Origin of the sequence: Microbispora sp. H10836, assembly GCF_012999525.1 — a bacterium.
Classification (GTDB): Bacteria; Actinomycetota; Actinomycetes; order Streptosporangiales; family Streptosporangiaceae; genus Microbispora.
The window spans coordinates 23,902-38,708 of record NZ_JABBWU010000025.1 but is presented as its reverse complement, the minus strand read 5'-3'; the positions used below and the strand labels follow the sequence as shown (position 1 = coordinate 38,708).

Genomic DNA, 14,807 nt, shown 5'->3' with positions numbered 1-14,807 from the left:
GTTGGTCGCACGCACTACCCCTGACCTGGGCCCGAGCACTCCGTGATCATGTACAAACTTCGGCTGTACGCGTCCTGCCTGGGCGAAAGCCGTACGTGATCTTGCAGATCCGCGGAATCGCCCGCCTCAGGAGGGGCATTAGGATCGCGGCATGAGTCAGCTTCCGTTGCGGGCGCAGCTCGCCAGCGCCCTGGGCCGCACGGCCGCGACGCTGTCCAGGGCCACCGGGCGTGGCGACGGCTCGGTGATCGGCGGCAGGGTCGGCCTCATGCTGGAGCCCGACCTGCTGCGCAAGCTCGCGGCCGACCGCAAGCTCGTCCTGGTCAGCGCCACGAACGGCAAGACCACGACGACACGCCTGATCACCTCGGCGCTGCAGGAGCTCGGCGACGTGGCGACGAACGCCTTCGGGGCCAACATGCCCGCCGGGCACGTGTCGGCGCTCGCCTCCAACAAGGACGCGCCGTACGGCGTGCTGGAGGTCGACGAGAAGTACCTCCCCGAGGTCCTCGGCACCACAGAGGCCGGCATCGTCTGCCTCATGAACCTCAGCCGCGACCAGATGGACCGGGCCGCGGAAATTTGGCTGCTGGCCCAGAAGTGGCGCCGCGCGCTCGCGGGCAGGCCCGTCCACGTGATCGCCAACTGCGACGACCCGCTGGTCACCTGGGCCGCGTCCGCCGCGGTCGGGGTCACCTGGGTGGCGGCGGGGCAGCGCTGGCGGGAGGACTCCTGGTGCTGCCCGGAGTGCGGCGGCCCGCTCGACCGCGCCGGGTTCGGCAACGGAGGTCAGGGCCTCACCCCGGCCCAGATGGCCGACACGAACTGGGCGTGCCGTGAGTGCACCTTCCGCCGGCCCCAGCCGAACTGGGTGCTCGACGGGGAGTACGTGACCGACCCCCGGGGTCAGCACTGGCGCCTGGACATCCAGCTTCCCGGGCAGGCCAACCGGGCGAACGCCGCCGTCGCGCTGGCGGTCGCCGCGACGCTCGGCCTCGATCCCGCCCGGGCGCTGCCCAGGCTGCGTATGGTCACCTCGGTCGCCGGGCGTTACACGACCGTCGAGCGGGACGGTCGCTCGCTGCGGCTGCTGCTGGCCAAGAACCCGGCCGGCTGGCTGGAGGCGTTCGACGTCGCCGACCCGGCGCTGCCGATCATCCTGTCGGTCAACGCCCAGGGGCCGGACGGCCGCGACACCTCCTGGCTGTGGGACGTCGACTACCGCATCCTGCGCGGCAGGCCCGTCCTCGTCACCGGCGAGCGCCGCCTCGACCTCGCGCTGCGGCTGGCCGTGGCCGAGGTGCCCTTCCAGCTCTGCGACTCGTTCGAGCGGGCGGTGGCGGCGCTGGCGCCCGGCAAGATCGACGTGATCGCCAACTACACCGCGTTCCAGCAGATCCGAGCGGAGTTCGGCCGTGCAGTCTGAATTGTCCATCGTCTGGATCTATCCCGACCTGCTCAGCACGTACGGGGACCAGGGCAACGTCCTGGTGCTGGAGCAGCGGGCCCGGGCCCGGGGCATCCGGACCAGGACCGTCCACGTGCGCTCGTCCGACCCCGTGCCGCAGCAGGGCGACGTCTACCTGATCGGCGGCGGCGAGGACCGGCCGCAGATCCTCGGGGCCGAGCGGCTGCGCCGCGACGGCGGCCTGCACGCCGCGATCCAGCGCGGTGCGGCCCTGCTGGCGGTCTGCGCCGGTTACCAGATCATGGGCACGGTGTTCGGCGGCGAGGAGGGCCAGCCGGTGCCCGGCCTCGGGCTGCTGGACATCAGCTCGGGCCGCGGCGAGCGGCGCGCGGTCGGCGAGCTGGCCGCGGAGGTCGACCCCGCGCTGGGGCTGCCCACGCTGACGGGGTTCGAGAACCACATGGGTGTGACGAGGCTCGGCCCCGGCGTGCGCCCGCTGTCGCGGACGATCGTCGGCACCGGTAACGGCGACGGCACGGAGGGCTGCTACGCGGGCCGCGTCGTCGGCACCTACCTGCACGGCCCGGCGCTCGCGCGCAACCCCGCGCTGGCCGACCTGCTGCTGAGCTGGGTGACCGGACCGCTGCCGCCGATCGACGACAGCTGGTATCAGGCGCTGCGCGACGAACGCCTGCGCGCGGTGCTGCCCAGCTGACGCGGTGCTGCCGAGCTGACCGGCCGGTGAATCCGGCCGGTCAGTAGATCAGCGCCTGCACGCCCTCGCCCAGGGCCTCCTCGACGAACGTGGAGGCCCCGGCGATGCGTACGCCGTCGATCACGTCGTCGACGGTGATGCCCCTGCGGGCCGCGCACTGGGTGCACAGCGTGACCCTGCCGGCCGCGAGCACGGCGTCGAGCATGTCCTCCAGCGGGGCGGCCTCGGCCAGAGTGAACTCCTTGGCCCGTCCCGGCAGCGCGAACCACGAGGACTCGCCCGTCAGCCACAGCGAGACCGGGACTCCGCTCGCCAGCGCGGCCGCCGCGACCGTGAACGCCTGGTTGCAGCGCTCCGGGGCATCCGCCCCGGCCGTCACCTTGATCACCAGTGATCGTGCCATAGCCGAAAGCCTAGTCCGCCGGGGTCGGCGCCGCGCTGCGGCCTGCCGTACAAGTTGGGCAATCCGCACATGCCGCGCATGGTGCGAGGGGCCGTTCGCGCGGCTCTAAGCTCGTGTCCATGGACGTACATCCCGACCTCGAGCCGATCGCCTTCCTCCTGGGCCGCTGGGAGGGGGCCGGGGTGATCGGCTATCCCACCATGGAGAGCGCCAACTTCGGCCAGGAGATCGTCTTCGGGCACAACGGGAAGCCGTTCCTGACCTATCAGAGCCGCACGTGGCTGCTCGACGCGGAGGGCGTCAAGGTCCGGCCCCTGTCCACCGAGACGGGGTTCTGGCGGATCCAGCCCGAGCGTCAGATCGAGGTGTGCCTCGCGCACCCGACCGGCATCGTGGAGATCTACGTGGGGGAGGTCGTCTTCCACAAGATCGAGCTGCGTACGGACGTGGTGGCGCGGACCACGACGGCCAAGGAGTACAACGCGGGCCACCGGCTCTACGGCCTGGTCGACGGCAACCTCATGTACGCCTACGACATGTCGGCGATGGGGCATCCGCTGCAGTCGCACGCCTCGGCGGAGCTCAAGCGGGTCGGCGACTTCGACGAGTAAGGGGAAAAGAAAGAACCCCGGGCGCGCTCCGCCTCCTGAAGAAGCGGGCCGGCTGGACCATGGCCGGGGACGGAAGTCGTCCACAGCCGCCGGCTGCCCGGGGTTCCGGTGTCTGTCGAGGATTCGCCGGGACGTCGTACGACATCCAGACGGAAGGCCCAGATGGACGAGTCCTAGCGGACAGCCACCTCGCTAGCCCAAGAATGATCAACCATTGTTTGGACCACCTCCCTTCTGCGTGCCTTCACGCTATGCGAGCGGCGCGGGCGCGGGCAAACGATTAATCCGGCGAACTCGCCTCTCCTTCTGCGACGGCCGGGGAGATGCACCCCGGGCACGGCCAGGGAGTGCTCCCATGTAGGGCATGTTTCGTCGGGCACGACCTAAACTCTGGGGCATGGCCGAGACTTGGCACGAGGAGCTGCGGGCGCGCGGCTACCGGATCACCCCCCAGCGTCAGCTCGTGCTGGAAGCGGTCACCGAACTCGGGCACGCCACCCCCGAGGACATCTGTTCGCGCGTGCAGCGGACGGCGAGGGGTGTCAACATCTCGACCGTCTACCGGACCCTGGAGCTGCTGGAGGAGCTCGGGCTGGTCACGCACACGCATCTCGGGCACGGCGCCCCCACCTATCACCTCGCCTCCGAGGCCGACCACGTCCACCTCGTCTGCCGGGGCTGCGGCGAGGTGACCGAGGTCGCTCCCGGCATGGTGGACGGCCTCGTCTCCGCCCTCGACACCGAGCTCGGGTTCGCCACCGACGTCCGTCATCTCACTATCTTCGGCAATTGTCGTAAATGCCGTCTTTGACGGTTATGGCCCGCTTTGGGAGCGTTGACCTGGGGCCGGTAGCGTGTCGAGTGGAGCAGCACGCCGATTCGTCAGGAGATGAGGGTGAGCGTTCCCGCGGAGGCCGCCAGGCGGCGCATTGTGGATCTCTTCCTGTCCAGCGAGGAGCGCCTGCTCCGGCGGTGGACTCAACTGTCCGGAGCGTCCCCAGACGAGCTCCGTGACCTCTACCAGGCGTTGCGCACCGCGATCAGCGGCGAGGAAGGAGACCTGGCCGACGTACGCGGGCTGCTCGCCGAGCTCTCCCGCGCACGCGTCCGCCAGGGGTACACGCCCTCCGACACCGCGCGGCTGGTGTTCTCCCTCAAGGAGGCGTTGTACGAGGTGGTCGAGGACGACGGGGGCCCGGAGGCGCTGCGCGGCTTCGTGTGGTTCTCCCGGCTCGTCGACGATCTCGGTCTTTACACCTTCGAGACCTACTCCGCCGCCCGCGAGAAGATCATGCTGGACCAGGCCGAGCAGCTGCTCGAGCTGTCGACGCCGGTGGTGAAGCTGTGGGAGGGCATCGTCGCCGTACCGCTCGTCGGCACGCTCGACTCGGCCCGCACCCAGGTCGTCATGGAGAAGCTGCTGCAGACCCTGGTCGAAACGGGCTCGGAGCACGCGGTCATCGACATCACCGGCGTGCCGGCCGTCGACACGCAGGTCGCCCAGCACCTGCTCAAGACCATCGTCGCGGCCCGCCTGATGGGCGCGGAGTGCGTGATCTCCGGCATCCGCCCGCAGATCGCGCACACGATCGTCACGCTGGGCATCGAGTTCGGCGACATCGTCACCAAGGCCTCGCTGGCCGACGCGTTGTCCTACGCGCTGAAGCGGAGTGGCGTGGAGATCACGGGTGCCGCGCGGACGCGGGTGGCGGTCAGGGCGGAGCGCGGCTGATGGAACGTGTGCCGATTCTCAAGCTCGGCGACATCCTGATCGTCTCGATCCAGATCGACCTGGACGACCAGAGCGTGCTGGCCCTGCAGGAGGATCTGGCGGACATGGTGGTCTCCTCGGGAGCGCGAGGGGTCATCATCGACATCACGGCCGTGGAGATCGTCGACTCGTTCATCGGCCGGATGCTCTCCACGATCGCCGCGATGACCCGCATGCTCGACGCCGAGACCGTGGTGGTCGGCATGCGTCCCGCGGTGGCGATCACACTCGTCGAGCTCGGCCTGTCGCTGGGCGGCGTGCGGACGGCGCTCAACCTGGAGAAGGGCGTCGCCATGCTGGAACATGTCAGGGGCGCCGCCGGGTGAGCGGGCCCCAGGAGCTGCCCATCGTCACCAACGGTGACGTCGTGCTCGTACGTCAGCAGGTCAGAAGCCTCGCGGCCGAGATAGGGCTCTCCCTGGTGGAGCAGACGAAGATCGTAACCGCCGCCAGCGAACTGGCCAGGAACGCCCTCGTGCACGCCGGAGGCGGCCGGGTGCTCATCCAGGTGCTGGAAGGCGGGCGACGGCCCGGGCTACGGCTCGTCTTCAGCGACGAGGGGCCGGGCATCCCGGACGTCGACCAGGCGCTGACCGAGGGCTGGAGCACGGCGGGGGGGCTGGGGCTCGGGCTGAGCGGGTCGCGGCGGCTCGTCGACGAGTTCGACCTCGTCTCCGCTCCCGGCGAGGGCACCCGCGTGACAGTGACCAAGTGGGCCCGGTGACGCGGAGATGACGCACCGGCACGAAGACATCTGGGTCCGCACCGACGACCCGAGTGTGATCGGCGCGGTGCGCAGGACGGCCGTCGCGCTGGCCACCGCCGCCGGATTCGACCAGAACCGCACCGGGCAGGTCGCCGTGGCGGTGACCGAGGCGGTCTCTAACCTGGTCAAGCACGCGGAGGAGGGCGCCGTGCTGGTACGCCCCCATCCGGAACGGCCGGGCGCGATCGAACTCGTGGCCGTGGACAGGGGCCCCGGGATCGCCGACCTCGCCCGCGCCCTGCGGGACGGCTACTCCACCTCGGGCACGCTCGGCATCGGCCTCGGGGCGATCGCCCGCATGGCCACGGGCTGGGACGTCCACTCCATGCCCGGCAGGGGGACCGTGCTGGTCCTGCACTTCACCAGGGACGGCCTGCACGGCCCGCCGCTGCGGGTGAGCGGGCTGCGCCGCCCGATCGGCGAGGAGAGCGTCTGCGGCGACTCCTACGCCTTCTCCGACGCGGGCGACGCGATCAGCGTGCTCGTCTGCGACGGGCTCGGCCACGGCGGCGCCGCCGCGCACGCCTCCCGCGAGGCCGTGCGGATCTTCATGGAGGATCCGCACGCCCCTCCGACCGCCGCCCTCGAACGCCTGCACCGGGGGCTGGGCCACACCCGGGGCGGTGCGGTCGCGGTGGTGCGAATCCGCCGCGAGAGCGTCACGTTCGCCGGGCTGGGCAACGTCTCGGGCTGGATCGCCCACGCCCAGGGCCGCCAGGGGATGATCTCGATGCCCGGCATCGCCGGGCACAAGGGCAGGCGCCCCCGGCAGTACGAGTACGCGCTGCCGCCGCACGCCACGGTGGTGCTGCACACCGACGGCCTCACCGACCGCTGGGATCCGGCCTCCTTCCCCGGGCTGTTCGCCCATTCCCCGGCCGTGGTGGGCGCGACCCTGCTGCGCGACGCGGGCAGCCGCAGGGACGACGCCTGCGTCGTCACCGTGAAACAGGGGCAGTGATGGGCGAGGTTCTCACCCGCGCGGAGATCTGCAGGGAGCAGGACGTCTTCGCCGTACGGCAGCTGGGCCGCCAGATCGCCGAGCTCGTGGGACTGGAATCACAGGACCAGATCCGGGTGGCGACCGCGCTCAGCGAGATCGGCCGCGAGGCGCTGGCGTACGGCGCGCAGAGCGACGTCGTCTTCGACCTGCGCGAGGATCGCCTGGTCATCACGGTGAACTACCACGACGACGCCGACGTGCGGCCGGGCGAGGGCCTGAAGCTGGCCGGCCGTCTGGTCGACCAGGTCGCGCTCTCCACCGAGGACAGGTGCGTCACGCTGGTCAAGCGGGTGCCCGAGCACGCCAGGCAGGGTGTGGCCGGACAGAGGGGCCGGTCGCTCGACGGCATCCGCGAGGAGCTGGCCCGCCGGGCGCCGCCCGGCACGGCGCTCGACGTGCTGCGCGAGCAGAACAGGGAGCTGGCCGGCACTCTGGAGGAGGTGCTGCGGCTCAACGCGGAGCTGACCGAGACCAACCAGGGTGTGTTGGCGCTGTACAACCAGCTGTCGGCCGAGCTGGAGGAGACCAACCGCGGCGTCGTGGCGTTGTACGCCGAGCTCGACGAGAAGTCGTCCCAGCTCCGCCAGGCGGCCGAGGCCAGGCAGCGGTTCTGGGCCAACGTGAGCCACGAGCTGCGGCTGCCGCTGACCTCGATCATCGGCCTGGTGAGGCTGTTGCTCGGCTCGGGCGCCGAACCGCTCACCGAGGAGCAGAAGCACCAGATCACCTTGGTCGGCAGCTCGGCGGAGACGCTGCTGGCGCTGGTGGGCGAGCTGCTCGACCTGGCCAAGGCCGAGTCCGGACGACTGGACCCACAGCCGTCGATGGTGGACGTGGTCGCCCTGGCCGAGCGGCTGCGCATGACGCTCCACCCCGCCGGGCGGGCCGAGGGGGTCGAACTGTCGGTCGACGTGTCGGACGAGGTCGGCGAGTTGTTCGTCGACGAGACCATGCTGACCACGATCCTGCGCAACCTGCTGTCGAACGCGCTGAAGTTCACCGAGTATGGAGAGGTGCGGCTGACGGTCGTCGTGGACTTCGCGACGGCGGAGGCGGTCTTCACCGTCACCGACACCGGGGTCGGCATTCCCTCCGAGTACCTGGAGCGCGTCTTCGAGGAGTTCTTCCAGGTGCCCGGGTCGCTGCAGCTCAGAGCGAAGGGCACCGGCCTCGGCCTGCCGTACGCCCGCAGGCTCGCGGAGGCGATCGGCGGCTCGCTGGAGCTGGACAGCAGGCTGGGCGAGGGCACCACGGCCACGCTGCGGGTGCCGCACCGGATGACCACGCCGGAGGTGGGCCGGGCGCTGGTGGCCGACGACGACGAGGGGTTCCGCGCCGTGGCGCGGCGCATGCTCTTCGGGTTCGCGGCCGCGGTGGACGAGGCCGCCGACGGGATCGAGGCCCTCGGCATGATGCGCGAGAGTCCTCCGGATGTGGTCCTGATCGACCTGCTCATGCCGCGCCTGGACGGTACGGCGCTGCTGCACGAGATGACCGAGGACGAGACCCTGCGGGGCATCCCCGCGGTCGTCGTGTCCGTGGTGTCCGAACATCCGGTGACGGCCCACCCGGTGCTGCCGAAGTACGGACTGCGCAGGGACCAGCTGCTGGAGGCGATCCGGGAGGCCGTGCGCGACAAGCAGGAGCACACGCGGGGGAGGGGAGCCCATGATTGACGCCGCGGCGACGGTGCTGGTCGTCGACGACGTCCCCACCAAGCGGTACATCCTGGCGAGCTGGCTGCGCCGCGCCGGACACCGGGTCGTCGAGGCCGGCGGCGGCGAGGAGGCGCTGGCCGTCGTCGACGCGCTCATGCCCGACCTCGTCGTCCTCGACGTACGGATGCCCGACCTGAGCGGCATCGAGGTGTGCGAGAAGATCAAGGCGAGCCCGCGGACCGCCTCGATCCCGGTGATCCAGGTCTCCGGGAACGCCATCACCCCGGCCGACCGGGCCGAAGGGCTGGAGCGCGGGGCCGACGCGTACCTGTCGGAGCCCATCCAGCCCGACGAGTTCACCGCGACCGTCCGGGCGACCCTGCGGTACTACCGGGCGCGGCAGCGGGCCGAACGGATGGCGGCGCGGCTGAGCGAGCTGGCCGAGATCACGCTGGCGATGAACGAGGCCGAGGACTTCGAGCGGCTGCTGGCGGTGGCCGCCGAGGGGTGCTCCCGGCTGCTGGAGCGTTACTCGCGGGTGCTGGCGGCCCCGCCGGACGGGCAGCTGCGCAGGTTCGCGGCCCGGCCGGGCGAGCCCGCGGCGCCCAGGCCGGTCCACCCCGACACCCTGGAGCGGCTGAGCACCATCTCGATCGGCGAGTCCACCGGCGTGCGGGTGTTCGAGATCGACAACGAGACCTGGGCCCGCGTCGTCCCCGACAGCGACGTGGTCGCGCACGTGTCGGGCGTGCTGTGCCGTACGAAGACGGGCCGGTCCCCGGTGTTCCTGGGGGTGGAGACGGGCTCGCCGCTCGGCGGCGAGGAGCTGAGCCTGCTGCGGCAGCTCGGCCAGGCGCTGGCGCTGGCGGTCGACGCGGCCCGCGCCTACGCGGAGGAGCACTCGATCTCGCTCATGTTGCAGCGCAGCCTGCTGCCCGCCGAGATCCCCCGGACCCCCGGCCTGCTGGTCAGCGTGCGCTACCGGCCCGCGGTGGACAACGTGGAAGTGGGCGGCGATTTCTACGAGGTGCTGCCCCTCGGCGATCGGGTGCTGGTCGCGCTCGGCGACGTGCAGGGCCACTCGCTGCACGCCGCCACCGTGATGGCGGAGCTCCGCAACGCGCTGCGGGCGTCGGTGATCGACGCCGTCGACCCGGCCCGGTCGATGGCCCTGCTCAACGCGGTCCTGCGGCGTTACCACCCCGGCATGACGGCGACCGTCTGCCTGATGCTGATCGACCCCGCGACGGGGGAGAGCGAGATCGTCAACGCCGGGCACATCCCGCCGCTGCTGGCCGGGAAGGGGGCGGCCTATCACAGGTTCGGCAACCTGCTGCTCGGCGTGGCCGACGAGCAGTATCGGGTGGACCGGGTCCGGCTGCCCGAGGACGCCACCGTTCTGCTGTTCACCGACGGGCTGATCGAGGACCGCGACAAACTGCTGGACGAGAGCCTGGAGGTCGCCCGTCAGCAGGCCGAGGGGGTGGGCGACGACCTGGAGGACTTCTGCGACCGGCTGATCGCCACCTTCGGCGCCCGCGAGGACGACGTGGCGCTGGTCGCCCTCCGCCGCGTGCCGTTCTGACGGTTGTCCACAGGGGAGCGGGGCGTCGCCACGACGGCGGTGGGGGACCGAATAGCCTTGGACGCATGCGGAGCCCATTGCTTGACACACACGGCGCGGTGGCCGCGCAGGCGCCGGACGAGACCGTCGCGGCCCACTACGGTGATCCCTTCGCCGAGCAGCGGGCGCTGGCCGGCGGGCGCGCGCTGGTCGACCGGAGCAACCGCGAGGTCGTGCGGATCAGCGGGCCCGACCGGCTGAGCTGGCTCAACAACCTCAGCTCGCAGAAGCTCGACACGCTCCAGCCGGGCACGCCCACCCAGACGCTGCTACTCGACCCGCAGGGCCGCGTCGAGCACCATCTCACGCTCGTGGACGACGGCGAGGCCGTGTGGGCCCACGTGGAGCCCGGCACCTCGGCCGAGCTGGTGGCCTTCCTGGAGAAGATGCGGTTCATGCTGCGGGTCGAGATCGCCGACGTCACCTCGGACTACGCGGTGGTCTCGGTCGGCCCGCCCGCGTCGGCCGAGAGCCCCGCCGCGACCGGTGTGACCGTGGAGGGCGCCGTCGCGATGGGCGGCGACGTGCTCGTGCCGCGCGAGCGGCTGGGCGGCCTTCCGGACGAGCTGGGCCTGCGGCCCGCCGGTCTGTGGGCCTACGAGGCGCTGCGCATCGCCGCGCACGTGCCCCGGCTCGGGTTCGAGACCGACCACAAGACGATCCCCCACGAGGTCGGGTGGATCGTGGCGGCCGTCCATCTGAGCAAGGGCTGCTACCGGGGGCAGGAGACGGTCGCCCGGGTCCACAACCTCGGCCATCCGCCCCGCCGCCTGGTCTTCCTGTATCTCGACGGCAGTGTGGACGAACTGCCCCCGCACGGCGCCCCGGTGACCCTCGGCGTCGGCACGCCGGTCGAGGCCGAGCCGGAGGCCGCCGTGGAGGGCTCCGCCGAGCCCGGCCAGATCGGCTTCGTGGGTTCGTCGGCCCGCCACTACGAGCTGGGCCCGATCGCCCTCGCGGTCGTGAAGCGGACGGTGCCGGTGGACATCGACCTGCTGGCCGGCGGCGTCGCCGCGAGCCAGGAGGTCGTGGTGCCGCCGGACGCCGGGCGGAACGTGAAGATCGACCCCGCTCTCCGCCGGCGCATCCGATAGCCCCCGGCTAGGGAGAGTGTCTGACGACTGCTGCCCGTCGCGCAGCAGGGCCATGATTTGTCAGGACACGACCTAACGGCGAGCCCACCACGGCCGGGTGCAGAGCGCGGCGAGCACGGCGCCCGCCGCGTTCAGGATCACGTCGTCCACGGAGCTCACCCGGCCGAGCCGCAGGCCGAACTGCAGGAGTTCGACGGCGAGCGACGCGGTGGCCGCGACGGCGGCCACCGCCGCGAGCGAGGCGAAGCGCGCGGAGCGGACCGGAAGCATGGCGCCGAGCGCGGAGAAGACCAGGAGGTTGCCGCCGATCTGCACTACGGCCGCTCCCGGTGTCGACACCGCGAGCTGGCCCGCCAGGTCCACCAGGGGGACGACGTGCACCCCCTCCTCGGTCCCCGGTGTGAGGATCATCCATATCCAGGGGGCGGTTCCGGCCACCATGACCACGTCCGCGGCGGCCGTACGGCGGGGGGCGGGATGGCCCCGGCGAACGCGGTGACGGGTGAGGAGCAGGACCGCGAGAACGGCCGCGGGAACGGCGCAGACGGCCGCGATGACGACGTGTCCCCACGTGCCCCACGCCTGTTGCATCCGATCATGATGCCAGGCCGGGGTGCGGGCGTGGCGGTCAGACGTCCACGACGAGGGTGATCGGGCCGTCGTTGGTGAGGGTGACCTTCATGTCGGCGCCGAAGACGCCCGTCTCCACCCGCGCGCCGAGCGCCCGCAGCTCGGCCACCACGGCCTCGACCAGGGGCTCGGCCACCGGGCCGGGCGCGGCGGCCTGCCAGGTGGGCCTGCGGCCCCTGCGGGCGTCGCCGTACAACGTGAACTGGCTGATCACCAGCAGCGGCGCGTCGATGTCGGAGCAGGACTTCTCGCCGTGCAGGATCCGCAGCCCCCACAGCTTCGCGGCGAGCCTGGCCGCCTCGGCCCGGCCGTCGGTGTGGGTGACGCCCACGAGCACGAGCAGGCCGGGCTCGTCGATGGCGCCGACGATCTGACCCTCCACCACAACGGACGCGGAGCTGACCCGCTGAACGACCGCACGCATGGCCCCGAATTCTGCCACGTCCGGGGGCTTCGTAGACTGCGGGCCATGACGGAGATGCTCGTCGAGGTGGTCCGGTCGGGGTTCGTCGAGTCGGTGCACCGGGCACGCGTACACGTGATCGGGGCGGACGGCGCCCCGGCCCTGGTGTGCGGCGACACGTCGAGCCTCGCGTCGCCGCGCTCGGCCATGAAGCCCCTGCAGGCGCTCGCGATGGTCCGGGCCGGCCTGCCGCTCGAGAACGAACTGCTCGCGCTCGCCGCCGCGAGCCACAGCGGCGAGCCCTTCCACATCGACGGCGTACGGAAGATCCTGGCGGGCGCGGGTCTGGACGAGACGTTCCTGCACTGCCCCGAGGACCTGCCCCTCGACGAGCAGGCGCGCCGCCAGGTGCTGCGGGAGCACGGCGACGCCCGCCGGATCCTCATGAACTGCTCGGGCAAGCACGCGGCGATGCTCGCCACCTGCGTGGTCAACGGCTGGCCGGTCGACGGCTACCGCCATCCCGGCCACCCGCTGCAGCGAGCCATCCGCGCCACAGTCGAGGAGTTCACCGGGGAGCGGGTCGCGGCGACCGGTGTGGACGGCTGCGGCGCGCCGTTGTTCTTCGTCTCGATGGCGGGGGTGGCGCGCGCCTTCCGCGGTCTCACGCTCGCCCCGGCCGGCACCCCGGAGCGGCGCGTCGCCGACGCGATGCGCGCGCATCCCGAGTGGACGAGCGGCACGACCCGGGCGGAGAACCTGCTGATGCGGGCCGTCCCCGGGCTGCTGGTGAAGTCGGGCGCGGAGGCGTTCGACGCCTTCGCCGACGCCGAGGGCCGGGCCGGCGCCGTGAAGATCGTGGACGGCGGCGGCCGGGCCCGCGTGCCGGTCACCGTCGCCGCGCTGCGCGCCGCCGGCATCGACGCCCCTGAGCTGGCCGGCCTCGCGACCGCCCCGCTGTTCGGCGGCGGGGTCCCGGTCGGCGAGGTGAGGGTCCGTCCCGCCTGACGGCTGCCGGGGATTTACAGGGAACGGAACTGGCGGGAGGTCGAGATCGCCCCGGAGGTGGTCATGACGAACGTCCGCATCGAGTCGGCGAACCTGGACAGATCCCACTCGGCCGGGCCCTGGTACCAGTACAGGTGGTCGGTCTGCCGTCCGTCGCCGTTGAACGAGCTGACCACCCGTGCCCACCGGTCCACGCTGTCGAAGATCACCGCGTACGGCAGGTAGCGGGAGAACAGTTCCACGCGCTGGCCGGCGGGGACGTCGTCGACGTTCGCCCCGGTGAGGTACTCCCGGAACCCGAGTGTGTGCGCCAGGGCCGCGGCGCCCTTCGCGGTCTTGGCCGGCATGTACTGGGCGCCGAAGGCCAGCGCGGCCCCCGCGATGATCAGGGCGAGTCCCAGCAGGCCGTACGTCGTGAACCAGGCGAGAAGGACGGTGGCGGCCACTCCGAGCGCGACGACGGCCAGGCCGAGGGTCGTCCAGCGGGACCGGGTGGAGTCGGGCCGCCGCGCGAACCAGCCCTGCGCCACGACGTCCTGGTACAACGCGTCGCGCACCGTCGCCAGGCGGGCGGCGAACGACCCGTGCAGTTCGGACAGCAGCACCCGGTCGCGGCCATCGAAGATCGCGTCGTAGAGGGCGCGCTCGTAGGGCAGCAGGTCGCCGATCCGGGCGCCGGGCAGCTTGACCAGGCACCAGTCCGGGGTGTCGTAGGTCTGCCGCGGCTGCTCGTCGATCCGCAGGTAGTTGCGCACGGCGAGGTCGACGATCGTCGCGGTCACGTCGACCACGTCGGCTTGTTCGTCGAACAGCGTGCCGATCTGCCCCGGGCGCACGCCGTCCGGCGGGCTGAAGTGCCCGTTGCGGTGGCCGCTGACCGGGGCGGACTCGCTGCCGACCACGCGGGCGTCGCGGCCCCGTGTCCAGTACAGCAGCCCCACGCCGCCCAGCAGCAGCACCAGCAGCGCCGCCAGGGAGCCGCCGGTCACCGCGTTCAGCGTGAACGCGGTGGACAGTTCGAACCTGCGCTCCAGGATCGGCCGGGCCCCCGTCGCACCCTTGGGGTAGCCGACGACGACCGTCAGCGTCTGGCCCTCCCCGAGGCCCTGCTGCTCGAAGGTGGAGGTGGCGCCGGTCTCCTCCACCGAGGCGCCGGTGCAGGCGATGGCCGCGCTGAGCTCACCGGCGAAGCACGACAGGTTCTGCACCCGGCCGGGTCCGGTCACGGTGACGACGGCGTCCTGCACGGGCCCGGACACCGCGAACCAGCGCAGTTCCTCGCCCGACGCCGTGGGCGTAACGGCGCCGGTCACGTCGTACTCCACCGTGCCCTTGAAGGTCAGGGTCTTCCCGTCGTACGAGCCGCCCTTGACGTTCGAGATGCGGTAGACGCGGTCGTGGCCGTCGTCGTAGCGGGTCCGGGTGGGCGGCGTGCGCCGCACCGTCTCGCCGGCGGGGGTGACCGTCTCCTTCACATGGAGCACGCCGTTCTCGCGGAGCTCCATCGTCACCTCGTCCTTCGCCAGAGGCGCGGAAGCCGCAGTGACGGCGTGCGCGGGGGAGGCGGCGAGGACGGCGAGCAGTGCCGCCAGCCCGAGCCGGCGCGCGAGATCCACCATGAGCCGCAACCCTATCGGTCCCGTTACTCCAACAGTGATCGGATATGCGCCACCGGACCGGTCAGGAATCGAGAAGCGCGGCGGACACCGCCGT

General features: G+C 71.8%; 16 protein-coding genes. 12 read left to right on the top strand and 4 right to left on the bottom strand.

Annotated features, from left to right (window positions below; all coding sequences use genetic code 11):
• Nucleotides 1-151 precede the first annotated feature (151 nt).
• Together HHX30_RS33925 and HHX30_RS33920 are read left to right on the top strand one after the other, a co-directional pair.
• Nucleotides 152-1,426, top strand: coding sequence for a MurT ligase domain-containing protein (locus HHX30_RS33925; RefSeq protein ID WP_169987351.1), 1,275 nt, complete (start codon nucleotides 152-154; stop codon nucleotides 1,424-1,426).
• Nucleotides 1,416-2,123 (top strand): type 1 glutamine amidotransferase, encoded by a 708-nt coding sequence (locus HHX30_RS33920; protein WP_169987349.1) that lies wholly within the window; start codon nucleotides 1,416-1,418, stop codon nucleotides 2,121-2,123. Before HHX30_RS33925 ends, HHX30_RS33920 begins: the two co-directional genes overlap by 11 nt.
• Before the next feature lie 40 nt (nucleotides 2,124-2,163).
• Here the strand turns inward: HHX30_RS33920 and HHX30_RS33915 are convergent, their stop codons facing one another.
• Nucleotides 2,164-2,526 carry a DsrE family protein gene (locus tag HHX30_RS33915; protein ID WP_169987347.1) on the bottom strand — a complete coding sequence of 121 codons (363 nt, stop codon included), beginning with the start codon at nucleotides 2,524-2,526 and terminating at the stop codon, nucleotides 2,164-2,166.
• A 119-nt stretch (nucleotides 2,527-2,645) separates the two neighbouring features.
• Between HHX30_RS33915 and HHX30_RS33910 the strand changes: the two genes are divergently transcribed.
• The 9 genes from HHX30_RS33910 (at nucleotide 2,646) to HHX30_RS33870 (ending at nucleotide 11,053) form a co-directional block, all read left to right on the top strand.
• The gene (locus tag HHX30_RS33910; RefSeq protein WP_169987345.1) at nucleotides 2,646-3,137 is read left to right on the top strand and encodes an FABP family protein; all 492 of its coding nucleotides are present in this window, start codon (nucleotides 2,646-2,648) and stop codon (nucleotides 3,135-3,137) included.
• Nucleotides 3,138-3,534: 397 nt separating this feature from the next.
• Complete coding sequence (locus tag HHX30_RS33905) at nucleotides 3,535-3,948, top strand: Fur family transcriptional regulator (RefSeq protein WP_169987343.1); 414 nt, start codon at nucleotides 3,535-3,537, stop codon at nucleotides 3,946-3,948.
• An 84-nt stretch (nucleotides 3,949-4,032) separates the two neighbouring features.
• Nucleotides 4,033-4,869 (top strand): STAS domain-containing protein, encoded by an 837-nt coding sequence (locus HHX30_RS33900; protein WP_311922978.1) that lies wholly within the window; start codon nucleotides 4,033-4,035, stop codon nucleotides 4,867-4,869.
• Nucleotides 4,869-5,234: an STAS domain-containing protein gene (locus HHX30_RS33895; protein WP_169987339.1), complete on the top strand. Its 366-nt coding sequence runs from the start codon at nucleotides 4,869-4,871 to the stop codon at nucleotides 5,232-5,234. Before HHX30_RS33900 ends, HHX30_RS33895 begins: the two co-directional genes overlap by 1 nt.
• Nucleotides 5,231-5,632, top strand: coding sequence for an anti-sigma regulatory factor (locus tag HHX30_RS33890; RefSeq protein WP_169987337.1), 402 nt, complete (start codon nucleotides 5,231-5,233; stop codon nucleotides 5,630-5,632). The genes HHX30_RS33895 and HHX30_RS33890 overlap by 4 nt, the downstream gene beginning before the upstream one ends.
• Before the next feature lie 7 nt (nucleotides 5,633-5,639).
• Nucleotides 5,640-6,635: an ATP-binding SpoIIE family protein phosphatase gene (locus HHX30_RS33885; protein WP_169987336.1), complete on the top strand. Its 996-nt coding sequence runs from the start codon at nucleotides 5,640-5,642 to the stop codon at nucleotides 6,633-6,635.
• Nucleotides 6,635-8,353 (top strand): ATP-binding protein, encoded by a 1,719-nt coding sequence (locus tag HHX30_RS33880; RefSeq protein WP_169987334.1) that lies wholly within the window; start codon nucleotides 6,635-6,637, stop codon nucleotides 8,351-8,353. Before HHX30_RS33885 ends, HHX30_RS33880 begins: the two co-directional genes overlap by 1 nt.
• Nucleotides 8,346-9,920 (top strand): fused response regulator/phosphatase, encoded by a 1,575-nt coding sequence (locus HHX30_RS33875; RefSeq protein WP_169987332.1) that lies wholly within the window; start codon nucleotides 8,346-8,348, stop codon nucleotides 9,918-9,920. Before HHX30_RS33880 ends, HHX30_RS33875 begins: the two co-directional genes overlap by 8 nt.
• Nucleotides 9,921-9,985: 65 nt before the next feature.
• Nucleotides 9,986-11,053 carry a folate-binding protein YgfZ gene (locus HHX30_RS33870; RefSeq protein ID WP_169987330.1) on the top strand — a complete coding sequence of 356 codons (1,068 nt, stop codon included), beginning with the start codon at nucleotides 9,986-9,988 and terminating at the stop codon, nucleotides 11,051-11,053.
• Between the two features lie 72 nt (nucleotides 11,054-11,125).
• On the opposite strand, the gene HHX30_RS33865 is transcribed toward HHX30_RS33870, so the two are convergent.
• Both HHX30_RS33865 and dtd read right to left on the bottom strand, forming a co-directional pair.
• Complete coding sequence (locus HHX30_RS33865) at nucleotides 11,126-11,644, bottom strand: VanZ family protein (RefSeq protein ID WP_169987328.1); 519 nt, start codon at nucleotides 11,642-11,644, stop codon at nucleotides 11,126-11,128.
• A gap of 37 nt (nucleotides 11,645-11,681) precedes the next feature.
• Complete coding sequence (dtd, locus tag HHX30_RS33860) at nucleotides 11,682-12,107, bottom strand: D-aminoacyl-tRNA deacylase (RefSeq protein WP_169987326.1); 426 nt, start codon at nucleotides 12,105-12,107, stop codon at nucleotides 11,682-11,684.
• A gap of 45 nt (nucleotides 12,108-12,152) precedes the next feature.
• On the opposite strand from dtd, the gene HHX30_RS33855 reads away from it, so the two are divergent.
• Nucleotides 12,153-13,094, top strand: a complete 942-nt coding sequence (locus tag HHX30_RS33855) for an asparaginase (protein WP_169987324.1) — start codon at nucleotides 12,153-12,155, stop codon at nucleotides 13,092-13,094.
• A gap of 14 nt (nucleotides 13,095-13,108) precedes the next feature.
• On the opposite strand, the gene HHX30_RS33850 is transcribed toward HHX30_RS33855, so the two are convergent.
• Nucleotides 13,109-14,713: a DUF2207 domain-containing protein gene (locus HHX30_RS33850; protein WP_249350735.1), complete on the bottom strand. Its 1,605-nt coding sequence runs from the start codon at nucleotides 14,711-14,713 to the stop codon at nucleotides 13,109-13,111.
• Nucleotides 14,714-14,807 lie beyond the last annotated feature (94 nt).